16 protein-coding genes are annotated in these 16,988 nt (G+C 69.3%); 3 read left to right on the top strand and 13 right to left on the bottom strand.

The window, feature by feature from the left end; genetic code table 11:
• Positions 1-19: 19 nt before the first annotated feature.
• The 5 genes from GFH49_RS09385 to GFH49_RS09365 all read right to left on the bottom strand — a co-directional run bounded on the left by GFH49_RS09385 (position 20) and on the right by GFH49_RS09365 (position 5,727).
• Positions 20-1,723, bottom strand: a complete 1,704-nt coding sequence (locus GFH49_RS09385) for a bifunctional uroporphyrinogen-III C-methyltransferase/uroporphyrinogen-III synthase (protein WP_155055356.1) — start codon at positions 1,721-1,723, stop codon at positions 20-22.
• A complete protein-coding gene (gene hemC / locus GFH49_RS09380) occupies positions 1,720-2,718 on the bottom strand; it encodes a hydroxymethylbilane synthase (RefSeq protein ID WP_155055355.1) in 999 nt (332 codons plus the stop codon). The genes GFH49_RS09385 and hemC overlap by 4 nt, the downstream gene beginning before the upstream one ends.
• Entirely contained in the window at positions 2,715-4,439 is a 1,725-nt protein-coding gene (locus tag GFH49_RS09375; RefSeq protein WP_155055354.1) for a glutamyl-tRNA reductase, read from the bottom strand. Before GFH49_RS09375 ends, hemC begins: the two co-directional genes overlap by 4 nt.
• Complete coding sequence (locus GFH49_RS09370) at positions 4,436-5,200, bottom strand: redox-sensing transcriptional repressor Rex (RefSeq protein ID WP_155055353.1); 765 nt, start codon at positions 5,198-5,200, stop codon at positions 4,436-4,438. Before GFH49_RS09370 ends, GFH49_RS09375 begins: the two co-directional genes overlap by 4 nt.
• 254 nt (positions 5,201-5,454) lie before the next feature.
• Positions 5,455-5,727 carry a glutaredoxin family protein gene (locus GFH49_RS09365; protein ID WP_155055352.1) on the bottom strand — a complete coding sequence of 91 codons (273 nt, stop codon included), beginning with the start codon at positions 5,725-5,727 and terminating at the stop codon, positions 5,455-5,457.
• Positions 5,728-5,840: 113 nt separating this feature from the next.
• Here GFH49_RS09365 and GFH49_RS09360 point away from each other — a divergent pair, with 113 nt between their 5' ends.
• The 3 genes from GFH49_RS09360 to GFH49_RS09350 all read left to right on the top strand — a co-directional run bounded on the left by GFH49_RS09360 (position 5,841) and on the right by GFH49_RS09350 (position 9,486).
• A complete protein-coding gene (locus GFH49_RS09360; RefSeq protein ID WP_155055351.1) occupies positions 5,841-6,776 on the top strand; it encodes an HAD family hydrolase in 936 nt (311 codons plus the stop codon).
• Positions 6,777-7,185: 409 nt separating this feature from the next.
• Positions 7,186-8,013: an ECF subfamily RNA polymerase sigma factor, BldN family gene (locus tag GFH49_RS09355; protein ID WP_155055350.1), complete on the top strand. Its 828-nt coding sequence runs from the start codon at positions 7,186-7,188 to the stop codon at positions 8,011-8,013.
• Positions 8,014-8,250: 237 nt separating this feature from the next.
• A complete protein-coding gene (locus GFH49_RS09350; RefSeq protein WP_196217907.1) occupies positions 8,251-9,486 on the top strand; it encodes a DUF5667 domain-containing protein in 1,236 nt (411 codons plus the stop codon).
• 112 nt (positions 9,487-9,598) lie between these two features.
• Here the strand turns inward: GFH49_RS09350 and GFH49_RS09345 are convergent, their stop codons facing one another.
• The 8 genes from GFH49_RS09345 to GFH49_RS09310 all read right to left on the bottom strand — a co-directional run bounded on the left by GFH49_RS09345 (position 9,599) and on the right by GFH49_RS09310 (position 16,901).
• A complete protein-coding gene (locus GFH49_RS09345) occupies positions 9,599-10,654 on the bottom strand; it encodes a lysophospholipid acyltransferase family protein (protein WP_155055348.1) in 1,056 nt (351 codons plus the stop codon).
• 14 nt (positions 10,655-10,668) lie between these two features.
• Positions 10,669-11,730, bottom strand: coding sequence for an NAD-dependent epimerase/dehydratase family protein (locus GFH49_RS09340; protein ID WP_155055347.1), 1,062 nt, complete (start codon positions 11,728-11,730; stop codon positions 10,669-10,671).
• A 306-nt stretch (positions 11,731-12,036) separates the two neighbouring features.
• Positions 12,037-12,135: a 30S ribosomal protein bS22 gene (locus GFH49_RS09335; protein ID WP_003948845.1), complete on the bottom strand. Its 99-nt coding sequence runs from the start codon at positions 12,133-12,135 to the stop codon at positions 12,037-12,039.
• Positions 12,136-12,290: 155 nt separating this feature from the next.
• On the bottom strand, positions 12,291-12,503 hold the full coding sequence (locus GFH49_RS09330) for a helix-turn-helix domain-containing protein (protein WP_004984898.1): 213 nt from the start codon (positions 12,501-12,503) through the stop codon (positions 12,291-12,293).
• 129 nt (positions 12,504-12,632) lie between these two features.
• Positions 12,633-13,448, bottom strand: coding sequence for a phosphatase (locus GFH49_RS09325; protein ID WP_155055346.1), 816 nt, complete (start codon positions 13,446-13,448; stop codon positions 12,633-12,635).
• Between the two features lie 378 nt (positions 13,449-13,826).
• Entirely contained in the window at positions 13,827-15,002 is a 1,176-nt protein-coding gene (locus GFH49_RS09320) for an acetoin utilization protein AcuC (RefSeq protein ID WP_155055345.1), read from the bottom strand.
• Positions 14,953-16,173 carry an MFS transporter gene (locus GFH49_RS09315; protein WP_155055344.1) on the bottom strand — a complete coding sequence of 407 codons (1,221 nt, stop codon included), beginning with the start codon at positions 16,171-16,173 and terminating at the stop codon, positions 14,953-14,955. The genes GFH49_RS09320 and GFH49_RS09315 overlap by 50 nt, the downstream gene beginning before the upstream one ends.
• Before the next feature lie 38 nt (positions 16,174-16,211).
• Positions 16,212-16,901 (bottom strand): HAD family hydrolase, encoded by a 690-nt coding sequence (locus tag GFH49_RS09310; protein ID WP_155055343.1) that lies wholly within the window; start codon positions 16,899-16,901, stop codon positions 16,212-16,214.
• Positions 16,902-16,988 lie beyond the last annotated feature (87 nt).

Here is a 16,988-nt window from a genome sequence, read left to right as displayed (position 1 = left end):
CGCGGCACTTCCAGCGCAGCTACGTCGTACGCCGCCTCCGCGCCCCCGGCCGCCGCTCACTCGGCCGAGTAACCGGATCCCCGGCCTCCACCGCCGCGGCCCGCCGCCGCATCCCGAAGTCGGCCAACGCCTCGGCCAACTTGTGCACGGACGGCTCCGGAGCCATGACATCCACCCGAAGCCCATGCTCCTCGGCGGTCTTGGCCGTAGCGGGCCCAATACAGGCGATCACGGTCACGTTGTGCGGCTTCCCGGCGATACCCACCAGATTCCGCACCGTAGAGGACGACGTGAACAGCACCGCATCGAACCCGCCCCCCTTGATCGCCTCCCGGGTCTCCGCAGGCGGCGGCGACGCCCGCACGGTCCGATAAGCCGTGACGTCGTCGACCTCCCACCCAAGCTCGATGAGACCCGCCACCAGCGTCTCGGTGGCGATGTCGGCCCGCGGCAGGAACACCCGGTCGATCGGATCGAACACGGGGTCGTACGGCGGCCAGTCCTCCAGCAGCCCCGCCGCCGACTGCTCCCCACTCGGCACGAGATCCGGCTTCACACCAAACGCGACCAGCGCCTTGGCGGTCTGCTCCCCCACCGCGGCGACCTTGATCCCGGCAAAGGCCCGCGCATCGAGCCCGTACTCCTCGAACTTCTCCCGAACGGCCTTGACCGCATTCACCGAGGTGAAGGCGATCCACTCGTACCGCCCGGTCACCAGTCCCTTGACCGCCCGCTCCATCTGCTGAGGCGTCCGCGGCGGCTCGACGGCGATCGTCGGCACCTCGTGCGGTACGGCCCCGTACGACCGCAACTGGTCGGAGAGCGACGCCGCCTGCTCCTTCGTACGCGGAACGAGCACCTTCCAGCCGAACAGCGGCTTGGACTCGAACCACGACAACTGCTCACGCTGAGCCGCGGCGGAACGCTCCCCGACCACGGCTATCACGGGCCGCCCGCCATCGGGCGAGGGCAGTACCTTCGCCTGCTTCAGCGTCTGCGCGATCGTCCCCAGCGTGGCGGTCCACGTCCGCTGCCGGGTCGTCGTCCCGGCGACGGTGACCGTCATCGGCGTATCGGGCTTGCGCCCGGCGGACACCAGCTCGCCCGCGGCCGCGGCCACCGACTCCAGGGTCGTCGACACGACGACCGTGCCGTCCGACGCACCGACCTCGGTCCAGCACCGGTCCGACGCGGTCTGCGCGTCCACGAACCGCACATCGGCGCCCTGCGCGTCCCGCAGCGGAACACCGGCATACGCGGGCACCCCGACGGCTGCCGCCACACCCGGCACGACCTCGAACGGCACACCCGCGGCGGCGCAGGCGAGCATTTCCTCGGCGGCGTACGTATCTAGTCCCGGGTCCCCCGAGACCGCACGTACCACCCGCCTGCCGCCCCGCGCGGCCTCCATGACAAGATGTGCGGCATCCCGCACGGCGGGGGCGCCCACGGTTGTTGACTGACCGTCAACAACCGTTAGTTGAGGCGTGCCTGTGCCCGGATGCGGGTCCGACGAAGGACCCGGTTCCGTGTTCACGACGGCGACGCCCGATCTGGCGTGAGCGCGTACGACGTCGAGCACCTCGTGCTCGGCGACGAGAACGTCCGCGTTCGCCAGCGCCTCGACGGCGCGCAGAGTCAGCAGTCCCGGATCTCCGGGTCCGGCACCCAGGAAGGTGACGTGCCCGTGTTCCGGACCGGCGGGAAGGGTGGTGGGGCTCAATGTGCTCGCTCCCCCATCAGACCGGCCGCGCCCTGGGCAAGCATCTCGGCCGCGAGTTCACGGCCGAGCGCCATTGCCTGGTCGTACGTCTCGGGCACGGGACCGGTGGTGGACAACTGCACCATCCGCGTGCCGTCGGTCGTGCCGACGACGCCGCGCAGGCGCATTTCCTTGACAATCTGCCCGTCGGCCTGGGGGTCCCCCCGCTCAAGCGGAGCCGAGAGTGGGGGAAGGTCGGCCAGCGCGCCCACAGGCGCACTGCAACCGGCCTCCAGGGCGGCGAGCAGTGATCGCTCCGCGGTCACGGCGACCCGCGTGAACGGGTCGTCGAGCTCCGAGAGCGCTGCGACAAGGTCCGCGTTGTCCGCGGCACACTCGATCGCGAGTGCCCCCTGGCCGGGGGCGGGCAAAACCGTGTCGACCGACAGGAAGTCGGTCACTTCGTCGATCCGGCCGATGCGCTGGAGCCCGGCCGCGGCCAGCACCACCGCATCCAGCTCACCATCGCGCACATACCCGACGCGCGTATCCACGTTCCCGCGAATCGCAACCGTCTCGATATCCAGCCCATGGCTCCGCGCGTACGCGTTCAGCTGGGCCATCCGCCGCGGCGAGCCCGTACCGATGCGCGCCCCGCGCGGCAGGTCGGTGAACTTCAGCGCGTCCCGGGCGACGATCACGTCCCGCGGGTCCTCACGCTCGGGCACCGCGGCCAGCGCCAGTTCGTCCGGCTGCCCGGTCGGCAGGTCCTTCAGCGAATGAACCGCGAAGTCGACCTCCCCCTTGAGCAGCGCCTCCCGCAGCGCGGTCACGAAGACACCCGTGCCGCCGATCTGCGCGAGCTGCTCCCGGGAGACATCGCCGTACGTGGTGATCTCGACGAGCTCGACGGGCCGTCCGGTCACCCGGCTCACGGCCTCCGCCACCTGCCCGGACTGGGCCATGGCGAGCTTGCTCCGCCTGGTCCCCAGCCTCAGTGCCTTGTCGTCACTCATGCCGAGCCTCGGTCTTTCTTGCTGGTGCTGTCCTCGGCGCGGGAGATGGAGGCCACCGTCTCCTGGTCGAGGTCGAACAGGGTCCGCAGTGCATCGGCGTACCCGGCGCCGCCGGGTTCTGCCGCGAGCTGCTTGACCCGTACGGTCGGCGCGTGCAGCAGCTTGTCGACGACACGCCGCACGGTCTGCGTGATCTCCGCCCGGTGCTTGTCGTCGAGACCGGGCAGCCGGCCCTCCAGACGGGCGATCTCGGTGGCCACGACATCGGCGGCCATCGTCCGCAGCGCGACCACGGTCGGCGTGATGTGCGCGGCCCGCAGCGCCGCCCCGAACGCCGCCACCTCGTCGGAGACGATACGGCGGACCTGGTCGACGTCGGCCGCCATCGGAGCGTCCGCGGACGCCTCCGCCAGCGACTCGATGTCCACCAGCCGCACGCCGGCGAGCCGGTGCACGGCCGCGTCTATGTCGCGCGGCATCGCCAGGTCCAGCAGGAACAGCACCGGCTCCGGCCGCGGAACGACCGCCACCGGCTCGGGCCTGCGCCGCTCGGGGATCCGCCCGGCGGTGGCCGCGGTCGCGGCGAGCGCGGTGATCAGCTCGGCGTCCGCCTCGGCCCGGCGGGCGGCTTCCCGGTGGTCGACGGCGCCGTTGTCCACCCAGGTGGCGTGCTGCTCCAGCGTGGCGGCGTCCATCCCGGCCACGGCGGCTTCACCCATGACGGAGAAGCCGGGCTGAACGGCGGCAAGATCGAGCGGGCAGTTCTCGTCACCCACATGGCCTGCGGGCGGTCGTGCCGCCGGGGCGGTACGGGTGGGAGGCGGCACCCCGTCAGCGCCGGGCCGCCCGACCCACCCCCGCCCGGCCACGACGTCCGGCACCCGCCCGTCAACGGCCGCAGCCACCTCCTCGGCCGCCAGCACCAGCCCCGTCGCCCCGGTGCACGACACCGCGACGTCGGCACGTGTCAGCTCGGCCGGCACCGATTCCATCGGTACCGCGCGGGCCAGCACGTCCGTGTCGTCGCCCTCGGTGAGGATCTGCGCGAGGCGCTCGGCGCGGTCGTAGGTCCGGTTGGCGATCACGATCTCGGCGACCCCGGCCCGCGCGAGCGTCGCCGCGGCCAGCGAGGACATCGAACCCGCGCCGATCACCAGGGCCTTCTTGCCGCGGGCCCAGCCGTCGACCGGCCTGCCGACGGCCAGCTGCTCCAGGCCGAAGCTGACCAGGGACTGGCCCGCACGGTCGATCCCGGTCTCGGAGTGGGCGCGCTTGCCGACTCTGAGCGCCTGCTGAAACAGGTCGTTGAGCAGGCGTCCCGCGGTGTGCAGCTCCTGGGCCGTCGCGAGGGAGTCCTTGATCTGGCCGAGGATCTGGCCCTCGCCCACGACCATCGAGTCCAGCCCGCAGGCCACCGAGAAGAAGTGGTGAACGGCCCGGTCCTCGTAGTGCACGTACAGGTAAGGAGTGAGTTCCTCCAGGCCGACCCCACTGTGCTGGGCGAGCAGCGTGGACAGCTCGGCGACACCCGCGTGGAACTTGTCCACGTCCGCGTACAGCTCGATGCGGTTGCAGGTGGCCAGGACGGCGGCCTCGGTGGCCGGCTCGGCGGCGACCGTGTCCTGCAGCAGCTTGATCTGGGCGTCCGCGGACAGCGCGGCCCGCTCCAGGACGCTGACCGGAGCGCTGCGGTGACTCAGCCCGACGACGAGGAGACTCATGCCGGCATCACGGCGGGTACGTCCCCGTCGGGCCCCTTGTCGGCGGACTCGCCGCGCACGGCGGCGACCGGACCGGCGCCGTCGGTCGCCGCGGCCTCCTCGCCTGCCTTGCGCTGCTCGTGGAAGGCGAGGATCTGCAGCTCGATGGAGAGGTCGACCTTGCGCACGTCGACGCCGTCCGGGACGGTCAGCACGGTCGGCGCGAAGTTCAGGATGGAGGTGATGCCGGCGGCGACGAGCCGGTCGCAGACCTGCTGGGCGACGCCCGGCGGGGTGGTGATGACCCCGATCGAGACGCCGTTGTCGGAGATGATCCGCTCCATGTCGTCGCTGTGCTGGACGGTGATCCCGGCGATCTGCTTTCCGGCCATCTCCGGATCGGCGTCGATCAGCGCGGCGACCCGGAAGCCACGGGAGGCGAACCCGCCGTAGTTCGCGAGGGCGGCGCCGAGGTTACCGATACCGACGATCACGACCGGCCAGTCCTGGGTCAGGCCGAGTTCGCGGGAGATCTGGTAGACGAGATACTCGACGTCGTAGCCGACACCACGGGTGCCGTACGAGCCGAGATACGAGAAGTCCTTGCGCAGCTTGGCGGAGTTGACCCCCGCCGCGGCCGCCAGCTCCTCGGAGGAGACCGTGGGTACCGAGCGCTCCGACAGTCCGGTCAGCGCGCGGAGGTACAGCGGAAGCCGGGCGACGGTGGCCTCGGGAATCCCTCGGCTACGGGTCGCCGGTCGGTGAGTTCGGCCAGTTGCCACGGTGCTCCTGCGGGTAGAGCGGGGCCGGCGGTCACACGTCCCAGGACCGCCCCGTCGAATGCAGGCTATGTCTTTGTGAACGCGTGCACAAAGATGGTGTCCGATTTGCCCGGGCAACGTGACCGGGGTCACGCGCTGTTCCCTCCGGGCCGACACGGGGTTCAAAACCGGACACTCTCCTCAACAATCCCCACCCCCCGAGACCAGGTCGCCGTCGATCCTAAGCCAGTTTCCCGCGAACTTGGACTGGTCGGTCAGTGCTTGGCCAGAGCCTTGCGGAGACGGTCCTCGTTCACCAACCAGAACGTGTGCTGCTCCCCGTCGACCAGCACGACCGGGATCTGCTCCCAGTACTGGTCATGGAGTCGGGAGTCCTGGGTGATGTCCTTCTCCTCCCATGGAACACCAAGGTCCGCGCAGACCTTCTCGACCACCAGCTGCGCGTCGTCACACAGATGGCAGCCGGGCTTGCGAAGGAGCGTGACGAGCCGGGCACGGGCGGCGGGCCGCCGGAAGATAGGACTCATACGGCCATTCTCGCGCCGCGGCGGGCCCGGATTAACCGCACGGTCGCAGAGAGTTCACAGCCACCGAACCCGCCGACTCCGGAACCACCGAACAAACTGGCTATGCTCACGCCATGGCCGCTCTTGGATGGCTCACTCCCCGTAGGCGCTCCGCCACCGCCCGGAGCGTGTTGGCAGGCGAGGCGTCGGCGGAGGCCGCGCGCAAATCCACGCAGGAGCAGGAACCGCCGCCGTCCGCTGAGAAGGACAAGGGGGAACCGGAGTTCCCCGTACTCGGCGACGACAAGGCCGCCGCGTTCTTCGACCTCGACAACACCGTGATGCAGGGCGCCGCGCTGTTCCACTTCGGGCGGGGACTGTACAAGCGGAAGTTCTTCGAGACCCGCGATCTCGCGAAGTTCGCCTGGCAGCAGGCGTGGTTCCGGCTGGCCGGGGTCGAGGACCCCGAGCACATGCAGGACGCGCGCGACTCCGCCCTGTCGATCGTCAAGGGCCACCGGGTGGCCGAGCTGATGACGATCGGCGAGGAGATCTACGACGAGTACCTGGCCGACCGCATCTGGCCCGGCACCCGCGCACTGGCCCAGGCCCACCTGGACGCCGGCCAGAAGGTGTGGCTGGTCACCGCGGCGCCGGTGGAGATCGCCACGGTGATCGCCCGGCGCCTGGGCTTCACGGGCGCACTGGGCACGGTCTCCGAGTCGGTGGACGGCGTGTACACCGGCAAGCTGGTGGGCGAACCGCTGCACGGCCCGGCGAAGGCGGAGGCAGTACGCGCGCTGGCCACGGCAGAGAGCCTGGACCTCACCCGCTGCGCCGCCTACAGCGACTCCCACAACGACATCCCGATGCTCTCCCTGGTCGGCCACCCCTACGCCATCAACCCCGACACCAAGCTCCGCAAGCACGCCCGCGACCTCGACTGGCGCCTCCGCGACTACCGCACCGGCCGCAAGGCCGCCAAGGTGGGCATCCCCGCCGCCGCCGGCGTCGGCGCGGTAGCCGGAGGCACAGCAGCGGCGATCGCCCTGACCCGCCGCCGCCGCTGACCCCCAAGCCGCGCCCCGCGAACGCCGGGCTGCGTATCGCCCCCGCCGAGCCGCGCCCCCGCCCGGCCACCACGCCGGGCCACGCCGGGCCACGCCGCAAACCCCGGGCAATCCAGTGGTCGTACCCCCGCACCGCCCCATCCAGTCCCGTTGGCTGCACACGGCCACAACACGCGCCGCTCCTGACCGGAACCCGACCACTAACGATCAACAACCGGTCACTGTGCGGCACTTGATCGACCGTCAATCGGTTACAGAAGCGACGGAATCGATGATTTGAGCAACTGGGCGTAGCAATGCCTACACGAAGCGTTATTCTCCTCAGACGCAAACCGGTACCCCTTCCGTCGCTACGACGGGTGAACGGTCCCGCACTGCACGTGATGGAAGCTCTGCCTCTGGGAGTCCCGTGTACCCACACGTCGGGGTTGACGCCTCGGGCCTGGCTACGCTGCGCGCAACGGTCCTAGACCTATTGCGCGGCTTCGTCCCCACCGCGTACGCCGTCCCCACCCTCGCCGCCGCCTCAGCGCAGGCCGGCCCGTGCTACGCGCTCGCCGACGGCCTTGAACAGGGGTCGGCGCGCAGCGCCCTCGTCGGGGGGCGGCGGTCGGGTGACGGGCGGGAAGTCAGCAGACGAGGGCGTTCGGCCGGTACCACCACCGCTCGCCGTCCGGCCGCGGACAGCGACAGCGCGCGCATGATGGACCTCGTCGAGCGCGCACAGGCCGGCGAGGCCGATGCCTTCGGGCGCCTCTACGACCAGTACAGCGACACCGTCTATCGGTACATCTACTACCGGGTGGGGGGTAAGGCGACCGCCGAGGACCTTACGAGCGAGACCTTTCTGCGGGCGCTCAGAAGGATCGGCACCTTCACCTGGCAGGGGCGCGACTTCGGGGCATGGCTGGTCACCATCGCCCGCAACCTCGTCGCCGACCACTTCAAGTCCAGCCGCTTCCGGCTGGAGGTGACCACCGGCGAGATGCTCGACGCCAACGAGGTCGAGCGCTCCCCCGAGGACTCCGTCCTGGAGTCCCTCTCCAACGCCGCCCTCCTCGACGCCGTACGCCGGCTCAACCCCCAGCAGCAGGAGTGCGTCACCCTCCGCTTCCTGCAGGGCCTCTCCGTCGCCGAGACCGCCCGCGTGATGGGCAAGAACGAGGGCGCCATCAAGACCCTCCAGTACCGTGCCGTCCGCACCCTCGCCCGGCTCCTCCCGGACGACGCCCGCTGACCGCCCGTACACGCTCAGCCATCCCCAACTCACCTACAGTGACGTTCCGTTGACTTCACAGTCGGATCATCCATCGTCCGTAACCCAAGTGCCGCGCCGCTCGTTGTGCGGGATGCAGGCTCCCTGTGGTCACTCCCCGACCGACTTCGATCACTCGATCGTGTGGATTCGGTCAGGGAGTGCAACCCTCAGGACCCCCTGGGGAGTCGACCGTCATGACGAGAGGAGGTGCCGCCAGTGATCGCGAACGTATCGGCGCACCGGCGGGCGAACGCCTTCGCCCAGGCCCTGGAGGAGTCCGACCGGGGCCCGGCGGCCGAGCAGTCCGAGGCACCACCGGCAGCGGCTGCTGCGGAACAGACCGAGCAGGGGCGCATGGTGGCCCTCGCGACCGGTCTCGGCGAGCTGCCCAAGCCGGAAATGGACCCCGAGGTCAAGGTCGTCCAGCGGGCACAGCTGGTGGCCGCCATGGAGGCCATGCTCCAAGAGGGTGCCGTGGGTGGCGGGACGACCGCACCCTCGATGCCGGAGCAGCGGTCCCATCGGGGGCACGGAACCCATCGTGCGAGCCCGCTGGGCAAGTTGCGGCCACGCACTCGGCTGGCCAAGGGCCTCACCGCCGGCGGGCTCAGCGTCGGGGTCGCCGCCGGGGCCTTCGGTGGCGTCGCCGCCGCGAGTTCCGACGCACTGCCCGGCGACTCGCTGTACGGGCTCAAGCGCGGCATAGAGGATTTCAAGCTCAACTACCTGTCCGACGGGGACGACGAGCGCGGCCGTTCCTACCTCGACCAGGCCTCCACCAGGCTCAGCGAGGCCCGGCGGCTCATGGAGCGCGACCGCAGCGGACAGCTCGACCACGAGTCGGTCGGCGCGATCCGCCGTGCCCTGTCCGGCATGACGCACGACGCCTCCGAGGGCCACCGGCTGCTGAGCGCGGCCTATGAACGCGACCCTGAGTCCCTGGGCCCCATCCAGGCCCTCTCCGCCTTCTCAAGCTCGCACCGCGATGCCTGGGGCGCCCTGCGCCAGCGGCTGCCCGTGCAGCTGGGGGACGTGAGCGAGCAGGTGTCGTCGGTCTTCGACGCCATAGACGAAGAGGTCGCCCCGCTGCAGTCCCTGCTTCCGCAGCCGCCGTCCCACGGCGGCGGCGATGACGGTCAGCGGCAGGGCTCCGGATCGACGTCCACCGGTTCCTCCGGCGCCGACCGGTCCGCGCCACCGAGCACGGGGAGCGGCACGTCGGACCGTGGCGGCTCCAGCGACACGAAGCCCAGCAGGCCGTCCGACTCCGGTGGCGAGAGCGACGGTCTGCTCGGCGGCAGCACCGGCGGTCTGCTCGACCCGCCGAAGAACTCGGGCAGCGCCACCCCGTCCGGCAGCAGCACCCCGAGCACCGAGCCGGACGTCACGCTCCCGCCACTGCTCCCGGGCCTGCTGCCCGGTCTGGGCATCGACGGCGAGGACGTGGAGTAGCAGTTGCGCCTGTACGACGACGGGGGTGCCCTTCATCTGAAGGGCACCCCCGTCGTCGTACAGGCGTTTCTTCTGCCGATGTCGAGTCAGGTGTCAGGTCTCAGGTCAGGTCTCAGAAGAAGACCGAGCGGCGCTGCACCAGCAGCTTGTAGAGGGTGTGCTGGATCTGTTCCCTGACCTGGTCCGTCAGGTTGAACATCAGCATGGGGTCCTCCGCCGCCTCCGGGGGATAGCCGTCCGTGGGGATCGGCTCGCCGAACTGGATCGTCCACTTCGTCGGCAGCGGGACCGCGCCCAGCGGGCCGAGCCACGGGAAGGTCGGCGTCAGCGGGAAGTACGGGAAACCGAGGACCCGGGCCAGGGTCTTGGCGTTGCCGATCATCGGGTAGATCTCCTCGGCCCCGACGATCGAGCACGGGATGATCGGGGTGCCCTGGCGCAGTGCCGTGGAGACGAAGCCGCCACGGCCGAAGCGCTGGAGCTTGTAGCGCTCGCTGAAAGGCTTGCCGATGCCTTTGAAGCCCTCCGGCATCACCCCGACCAGTTCGCCCTGGGCCAGCAGCCGTTCGGCGTCCTCGGCGCAGGCCAGGGTGTGACCGAGCTTGCGGGCCAGTTCGTTGATCACCGGCAGCACGAAGACCAGGTCGGCCGCGAGGAGGCGGAGGTGGCGGCCGACCGGGTGATGGTCGTGCACGGCGACCTGCATCATCAGGCCGTCCAGCGGGACCGTGCCGGAGTGGTTGGCGACGATCAGGGCACCGCCGTCCGTGGGGATGTTCTCGATGCCCTTCACCTCGACCCGGAAGTATTTCTCGTACACCGGACGCAGCAGGGACATCAGGACATGGTCGGTGAGTTCCTCGTCGTAGCCGAAGTCGTCGACCTCGTAGTCCCCCGTCAGCCGGCGGCGCAGGAAGGCGAGGCCGCCCGCGATGCGCCGCTCCAGGCCGCCGTCGTCCTTGGGCCGCTGCGGCGGCTGTTCCTCACGGGTCACAGGGACATCATCCTGCGTGAGCGCCCGCCCGGGCAGGGGCTGGACCTCACGGACCAGCGCGGGTTCACCACTCTTGCGCCGGCTCCCCGAACTGGTCCGGCGCCGCGGCGGCCGCTGTACGGCGCTCCCGCGGGACCGGTCGTCGTCGAACGGAATGACCTTGGCGTCCGCCATCGTTGATGCGCTCCTCAGTTGGCGCTCTGCGTCGGGGGGTGGCCGCTGCCCGGGAAGGGCAGCGCGGCGATCCGGTCGACGGCCCCCGCGAGGACCTCCGGTGGCAGGAGTCCGGGACCGCGGCTGCGCGCGAACTCCGCGAAGGTCTCGGCGGTCGTGTACTTCGGCTTGAATCCGAGCGTCTCACGCATCTGGTCCGTCGCCACCACCCGGCCGTGGGTCAGCAGCCGGATCTGCTCGGGCGAAAAGTCCGTCATACCCAGCGTACGCACCAGCGAGCCCGCCCAGGTGACGGCAGGCAGAAGCAGCGGCACCGTGGGCCGGCCGAGCCGCCGGGAGCACTGGGAGAGCAGCAGGACGCCGTCGCCGGCGATGTTGAAGGTCCCGCTGTTGAGGGTCCCGCGCTCCGGTTCGTGCGAGGCGATCCGCAGTACGTCGATCACGTCGTCCTCGTGCACGAACTGCAGCCGCGGGTCGTAACCGAACACGGTCGGCAGGATCGGCAGCGAGAAGTACGAGGCGAGCGGTGTGTCGGCGGTGGGGCCGAGGATGTTGGCGAACCGCAGCACACACACGGCGACATCCGGCCGACGGCGCGCGAAGCCCCGTACATACCCCTCGACCTCGACCGTGTCCTTCGCGAAGCCGCCGCTGGGCAGCGACTTCGGCGGGGTCGTCTCGGTGAAGACGGCGGGATCGCGAGGCGCGGACCCATAGACATTCGTACTGGACTTCACGACGAGCCGCTTGACGCTGGGGGACTTCTGACAAGCACCGAGCAGCTGCATCGTCCCGATGACGTTGGTCTCCTTGACCGTGGCCCGGCTGCCGCTGCCCAGCGCGGTGGCCGTCACATCCATGTGGACGACCGTGTCGGCGCCCGTCTCGGCGAGCACGCGCGCGATGGCCGGCTGCCGGATGTCGGCCTGGATGAAGTCGGCGCCGCCCAGATGATGCGCGGGCGGGACCGCGTCCACGGCGACCACCCGGTCCACCTGTGGGTCACGCTGGATCCGTCGTACGTACCGGCCCCCCAGCTGACGGGCCACTCCGGTCACGAGCACGACCTTCCCCAAGATCAGCGCCTTCCTTCCAGAAATCGTCCAGCCCCGACACACCGCTGCTCGTTACCCTGCCGTGTTCCGCGTGTGCCGCCAACTTAGCGGCTCGGTGTTGCGCTGTGATGACCGCCCAATGCACGAAGTGACGACTGCCACCGAGGTACCGAACGGACCAAGCCATGTGAAACACCGGCGTACGCCCGGAACACCGGCCCCGCAGACACGCGTGTGGCCCCCCACCGAGTGCGGTGGGGGGCCACTGAAACGCTCTCACGACGTCTTCTGCGCCGTCAGTAGTCCTCGTCCTTGGCGGACGGCGGACTACTTCTTGTTACGGCGCTGGACGCGCGTGCGCTTGAGCAGCTTGCGGTGCTTCTTCTTAGCCATCCGCTTGCGCCGCTTCTTGATAACAGAGCCCACGACAACCCTCGCTCACTTCTCATCACTCGGTGCTGGGCGACATGGGCCCATACGACCTACGAGGGGCCAGCCTACCCGCCCGAGCGCTGAGGTCGTAATCGAGGGGACCGGGGTGGATCCGACAGTGCCCTGAAGGCCTCCCCGGGCCACGGTCGTCAGGCGGTTTCCACCCCCACATAGCTCTCGCGAAGGTACTCGTGAACCGCTTGCTCGGGGACGCGGAAGGACCGCCCCACCCGGATCGCGGGCAGATGACCGCTGTGCACCAGCCGGTACACGGTCATCTTCGACACTCGCATCACCGAGGCGACTTCCGCCACGGTAAGGAACTGAACCTCGTTCAGAGGCCTCTCGCCAGCTGCAGCCATGACACACCTGAACCTTCCGCACTCGACGGCCACCGGCTTCCCCTTCCGGTGACTCTTCGTCGCTGCGTGCTCACTCCCCAATGTAGGGGCGGGTGATGCGAATGGGGAAGAGGTGCACCCATCGGCGGCCTACTGTGACAGACACGCCCGATTGAGTACGTAGCGGGTAAGCGGCAGGTAGTAATCGGACCGCACAGCGTCATCAAGTGGAACGACGACGGACACGGACCCCTCAGCCTCCCCCACGAAGAGCGCAGGGTCATCGGTATCCGCCAGCCCAATGGCCTCAAACCCCAGCTGACCTGCCCCGCAGACCCACCCGTGATCACCGATCACCAACTCGGGCAATGGCCCGCCGGACTCGGCCGCCGCCGCCAGCACGGTACGAACCGGGAGCGGCGAGTGCGTGTGCACGCCGGTCTCACAACCGGAGCGGAAGGCATCCGGTTCTCGCATCAGCGCGACTCCCCGTACGTAGTCAAGGTTGTACGTGCGTAGGCCAAACCGGGTCGTTATGTCGACACAGCGACCCTGCACTGGTGTGAGTACGGTACATCCCGCCGCCGACATCACGTCCGCCAAGGCGGCGTAGAAACCGAGCAGACGGTGCGGATGCCCGGTACCGAACAGCACGGACGCGCCACGCTGCGCGACCGCCCCGATCCGGTCGGCGAAGGCGTCAAGCGCGGCCAAAGTCCGCTCCGGATCGATCACATCTTGGCCGGAGACACACGCCGGATCGGCCGAAACCCCACACTTGTCCGCCATCAGCCTCAGCAAATCCCGCTCACCCCACCCCCCTTCAGGATCAATCCCGATCAACACCCGAGGATCCCGAGCCGCGAACATCCGATAACTCCGCAGACTCTCCTCCCGAGCCGTAGCCACAACCCCGGCAAGCCGCCCAGCCAACAGATGCGCACGCAGCGCGCCAACACTCAACACGGCTGAGATGGTGACGGACGAAGACGGTACCCGTCAGGCAAACCGGGGAAGACTCCACAGTTGGCGTAGCGAACACCCAACCGATCCACCGCTTGAGGCCCAGACGGTCAGCCCCCTCCAACCGATCCACCACCCGAGGCCGAGGCCGTTCAGCCACTTCCAGCCCGCCCAGCGCTTGAGGCCGAGGCCGTTCAGCCACTTCCAGCCCGTCCGGCGTTTGAGGACGAGGCCGCAGGCCGATGGGGTGCAGGGGCGAAGCCCTGGTGGGGGCCCAGGGGGCGAAGCCCCGGTGGGGGCCCAGGGGGCGAAGCCCCTGGCGGGGTCGGAGGGGCAGCGCCCCTGGAGGATGGGACGGGTAAGGGCGGCGGGGGCGAACCCCTACGCCAGCAACCCCCGCAACGGAAACACAGCCCTCCGCGTAGCCAACACCGCCTGATCCAACCGATCCGCAGGGTCGTACCCCGCCTCCCACCCAGCAAAGCCCACAGGCCACCGCCCATCAGTCATCCGCACCGGCCCCGACTGCCGCGTCCGAGCAAACACCTCCTGCCGCCACCCCTCAGGAATCACCGCCTCAGGCGCCACCGGCCGCCCCGCCGCCACACCCACCAGATGCGTCCAGGACCGCGGCACCACGTCCACCACCGCGTACCCGCCCCCACCCAACGCGACCCACTTCCCCCCGGCGTACTCATGCGCCAACTCATGGCACGCCACCTGCACCGCCCGCTGCGCATCCAGCGAAACCGCAAGATGAGCCAGCGGATCCTCAAAATGCGTATCGGCCCCATGCTGAGTCACCAGCACATCCGGCCGAAAATCCGCAACCAACTCCGGCACCACCGCATGAAACGCCCGCAGCCACCCCGCGTCCCCCGTCCCCGCCGGCAACGCCACATTTACCGCCGACCCCTCAGCAGCCCCCTCCGCCCCCGTCTCCTCAGCCCACCCCGTCTGCGGAAACAACGTCCGAGGATGCTCGTGCAGCGAAATCGTCAGAACCCGCGGATCCTCCCAGAACGCGGCCTGCACCCCATCCCCGTGGTGCACGTCGACATCCACATACGCGACCCGCCCGGCCCCCAACTCCAGCAACCGTGCAATGGCCAGCGACGCATCGTTGTAAATGCAAAACCCCGACGCACGCCCCGGCATCGCATGATGCAACCCACCCGCGAAGTTCACCGCATGCAGCACATCCCCGTGCCACACGGCCTCCGCCGCCCCCACCGACTGCCCGGCGATCAACGCGGACACCTCATGCATCCCGGCGAACGCCGGATCATCGACCGTCCCGATCCCGTACGATCCGTCCGCCGCCCGGGGATCCTCCGACGCCGCCTTCACCGCGGCGATGTAGTCCTCCCGATGGACCAGCCGCAGCGTCGACTCCCCGGCAGGCTTCGCCGCCACGACCTCCACATCCCGGTCGAGCCCGAACGCACCCACCAGCCCCCGGGTCAGCGCAAGCCGAACCGGATCCATCGGATGCTCCGGACCGAAGTCATAGCCCGTTACTGCCTCGTCCCACATCAGCTGTGCGCGGCCGCTCATGCCCGCCACCGTATCGGTCCGGTTGACCGTCGAACGACCGGGCGTACACCAACGTCAGCAGCACCAACACCATCGGCACAAGCATCGCCCCGCGATAGCTCCAGGCATCTCCCAGCGCCCCCACCAACGGCGAACCGATCAAGAACCCCACATAGTTGAAGACATTCAGCCGAGCGACGGCCGCATCCGAAGCCCCGGGAAACAACCGCCCGGCCGCCGCGAAGGTCTGCGGCACCAACACACACAACCCCAGCCCCAGCAGGGTGAACCCCAGCATCCCCACCCAGGCCCCCGGCGCACCGGCCACCACGGCAAACCCCGCAGCAGCCACCACCGCCCCACCCCGCACGACCACCACGGCCCCGAACCGCCGCACCCCGAAGTCCCCGATGGCCCGCCCCACCAGCGTCGTCACCATGTAGACGTTGTACGGAACGGTGGCCAACTGCTCCGAACTCCCCAGCACATCCTCCAGATACTTCGCACCCCAGTTGGAGACGGTCGAGTCCCCGATGTACGCGAAGGTCATCACCAGACACAGCGGCAGCAGCACCTTGAAGTCGACGCCTCCACCCCCACCCACCCCCTCGACGCCCGCCCTCTTCCCCGGCGCCACCCAGTCGACATACCACCGACTCCCCACCAACGCAGCCGGCAGGAGCACCACCACAGCCGGCAGATACGACACGAACAGCGCCAGATCCCAATGTGCCCCCACCCACGCCAGCGAGGCCCCGACAATCCCACCCAGACTGAACGCGGCATGGAAGCTGAGCATGATGCTGCGCCCGTACGACCGCTGCAGGCTCACCCCGAGCATGTTCATCGACGCGTCAAGCGCCCCCACGGCGAGCCCGAACGCGCCCAGCGCGATACCCAGTTCGACCATCCGGTCCCCGGCCCCGACCCCGAGCAGCGCCAGGAGCACGACGGGCTGGGACCACCGCAGCACCACACTGGGCGGTATTCGCTTCACCAACCGCTCGGTCGTGACACTCCCCACCCCGGCGAGCACCGGCACCGCCGCCAGAAAGGCAGGCAGCAGCGCATCGGAGACGCCATACCGGTCCTGGATGGCAGGGATGCGCGTCACGAGCAGCGCAAAGGCAACACCTTGAGCGAAGAAGCCGAACGCCAACGAGGCCCTACCGCGCCGCAGCACATCAGTCATGGCGGCGAGCGTAGGGCCCCGGCGTACCGCTGGGTATATCAAGCCAAAGATGAATTTCCCTCAAGTTGGCCTGGAGCGGCCCCGGAAGCGAGCAGGCCGGTCAACTCCCCCATGTCGGAGAAGAGCTGAGTCGCCCCCGACAGCCTCGCCACAGGAGTCATGGCCGTGAACCCGTACACGTCCATCCCAGCCGCAACCGCCGCCTTCACCCCCAACGGGCTGTCCTCCACCACCACACACCGCTCCGGCGCGACCCCCATCCGCTCGGCCGCGTACAGAAACAGATCAGGCGCCGGCTTCCCCCGCCCCACATCCTCCGAACTGAAGATCCGCCCGTCGTCGAACCACCGGTCCAGCCCGGTCGTCCGATGCCCCACCCGAATCCGCTCATGACTCCCCGACGACGCCACGCAGTACGGAACCCCCTCCCCCGCAAGCTCTTCGAGCACCCCCACGGCACCGTCCACCGGCTTCAACTCCCGCTCGAACGCTGCGAACACCCGACCATGAAGGACATCATCAAAGTCCTCGGGCAACCGCCGCCCGGTCCGTTCCTCCACCAGATCGTGTACGCGGTGCATGGCGGCGCCCATGTAGTCGCGAAGGGAGTCCTCGTACGAGGTCGGGTGGCCCAGCTCGGTGAGATAGGCAGCCAGCAGCCGGTTGGAAATGGGCTCGCTGTCAACGAGCACACCGTCATTGTCGAAGATGACGAGGTCATAGCGCATACCTACGAGCCTAAACCGACCCCAAACGCAGAAAACCCCCGTACCGGTAACCGGTACGGGGGTTTCCCTAAATTTTGTTCGGCGGTG

The sequence above is a fragment of the Streptomyces blattellae genome, from assembly GCF_009709555.1.
Lineage (GTDB): Bacteria > Actinomycetota > Actinomycetes > Streptomycetales > Streptomycetaceae > Streptomyces > Streptomyces blattellae.
The sequence above is the reverse complement of the archived record's forward strand: the minus strand, read 5'-3'. Positions and strand labels throughout refer to the sequence as shown.

Excerpts from the sequence above, each read along its gene's own strand:
- hemC (WP_155055355.1), bottom strand. The coding sequence starts at position 2,718 with ATGAGTGACGACAAGGCACTGAGGCTGGGGACCAGGCGGAGCAAGCTC.
- GFH49_RS09375 (WP_155055354.1), bottom strand. The coding sequence starts at position 4,439 with ATGAGTCTCCTCGTCGTCGGGCTGAGTCACCGCAGCGCTCCGGTCAGC.
- GFH49_RS09365 (WP_155055352.1), bottom strand. The coding sequence starts at position 5,727 with ATGAGTCCTATCTTCCGGCGGCCCGCCGCCCGTGCCCGGCTCGTCACG.
- GFH49_RS09360 (WP_155055351.1), top strand. The coding sequence starts at position 5,841 with ATGGCCGCTCTTGGATGGCTCACTCCCCGTAGGCGCTCCGCCACCGCC.
- GFH49_RS09345 (WP_155055348.1), bottom strand. The coding sequence starts at position 10,654 with ATGGCGGACGCCAAGGTCATTCCGTTCGACGACGACCGGTCCCGCGGG.
- GFH49_RS09330 (WP_004984898.1), bottom strand. The coding sequence starts at position 12,503 with ATGGCTGCAGCTGGCGAGAGGCCTCTGAACGAGGTTCAGTTCCTTACC.
- GFH49_RS09320 (WP_155055345.1), bottom strand. The coding sequence starts at position 15,002 with ATGAGCGGCCGCGCACAGCTGATGTGGGACGAGGCAGTAACGGGCTAT.
- GFH49_RS09315 (WP_155055344.1), bottom strand. The coding sequence starts at position 16,173 with ATGACTGATGTGCTGCGGCGCGGTAGGGCCTCGTTGGCGTTCGGCTTC.
- GFH49_RS09310 (WP_155055343.1), bottom strand. The coding sequence starts at position 16,901 with ATGCGCTATGACCTCGTCATCTTCGACAATGACGGTGTGCTCGTTGAC.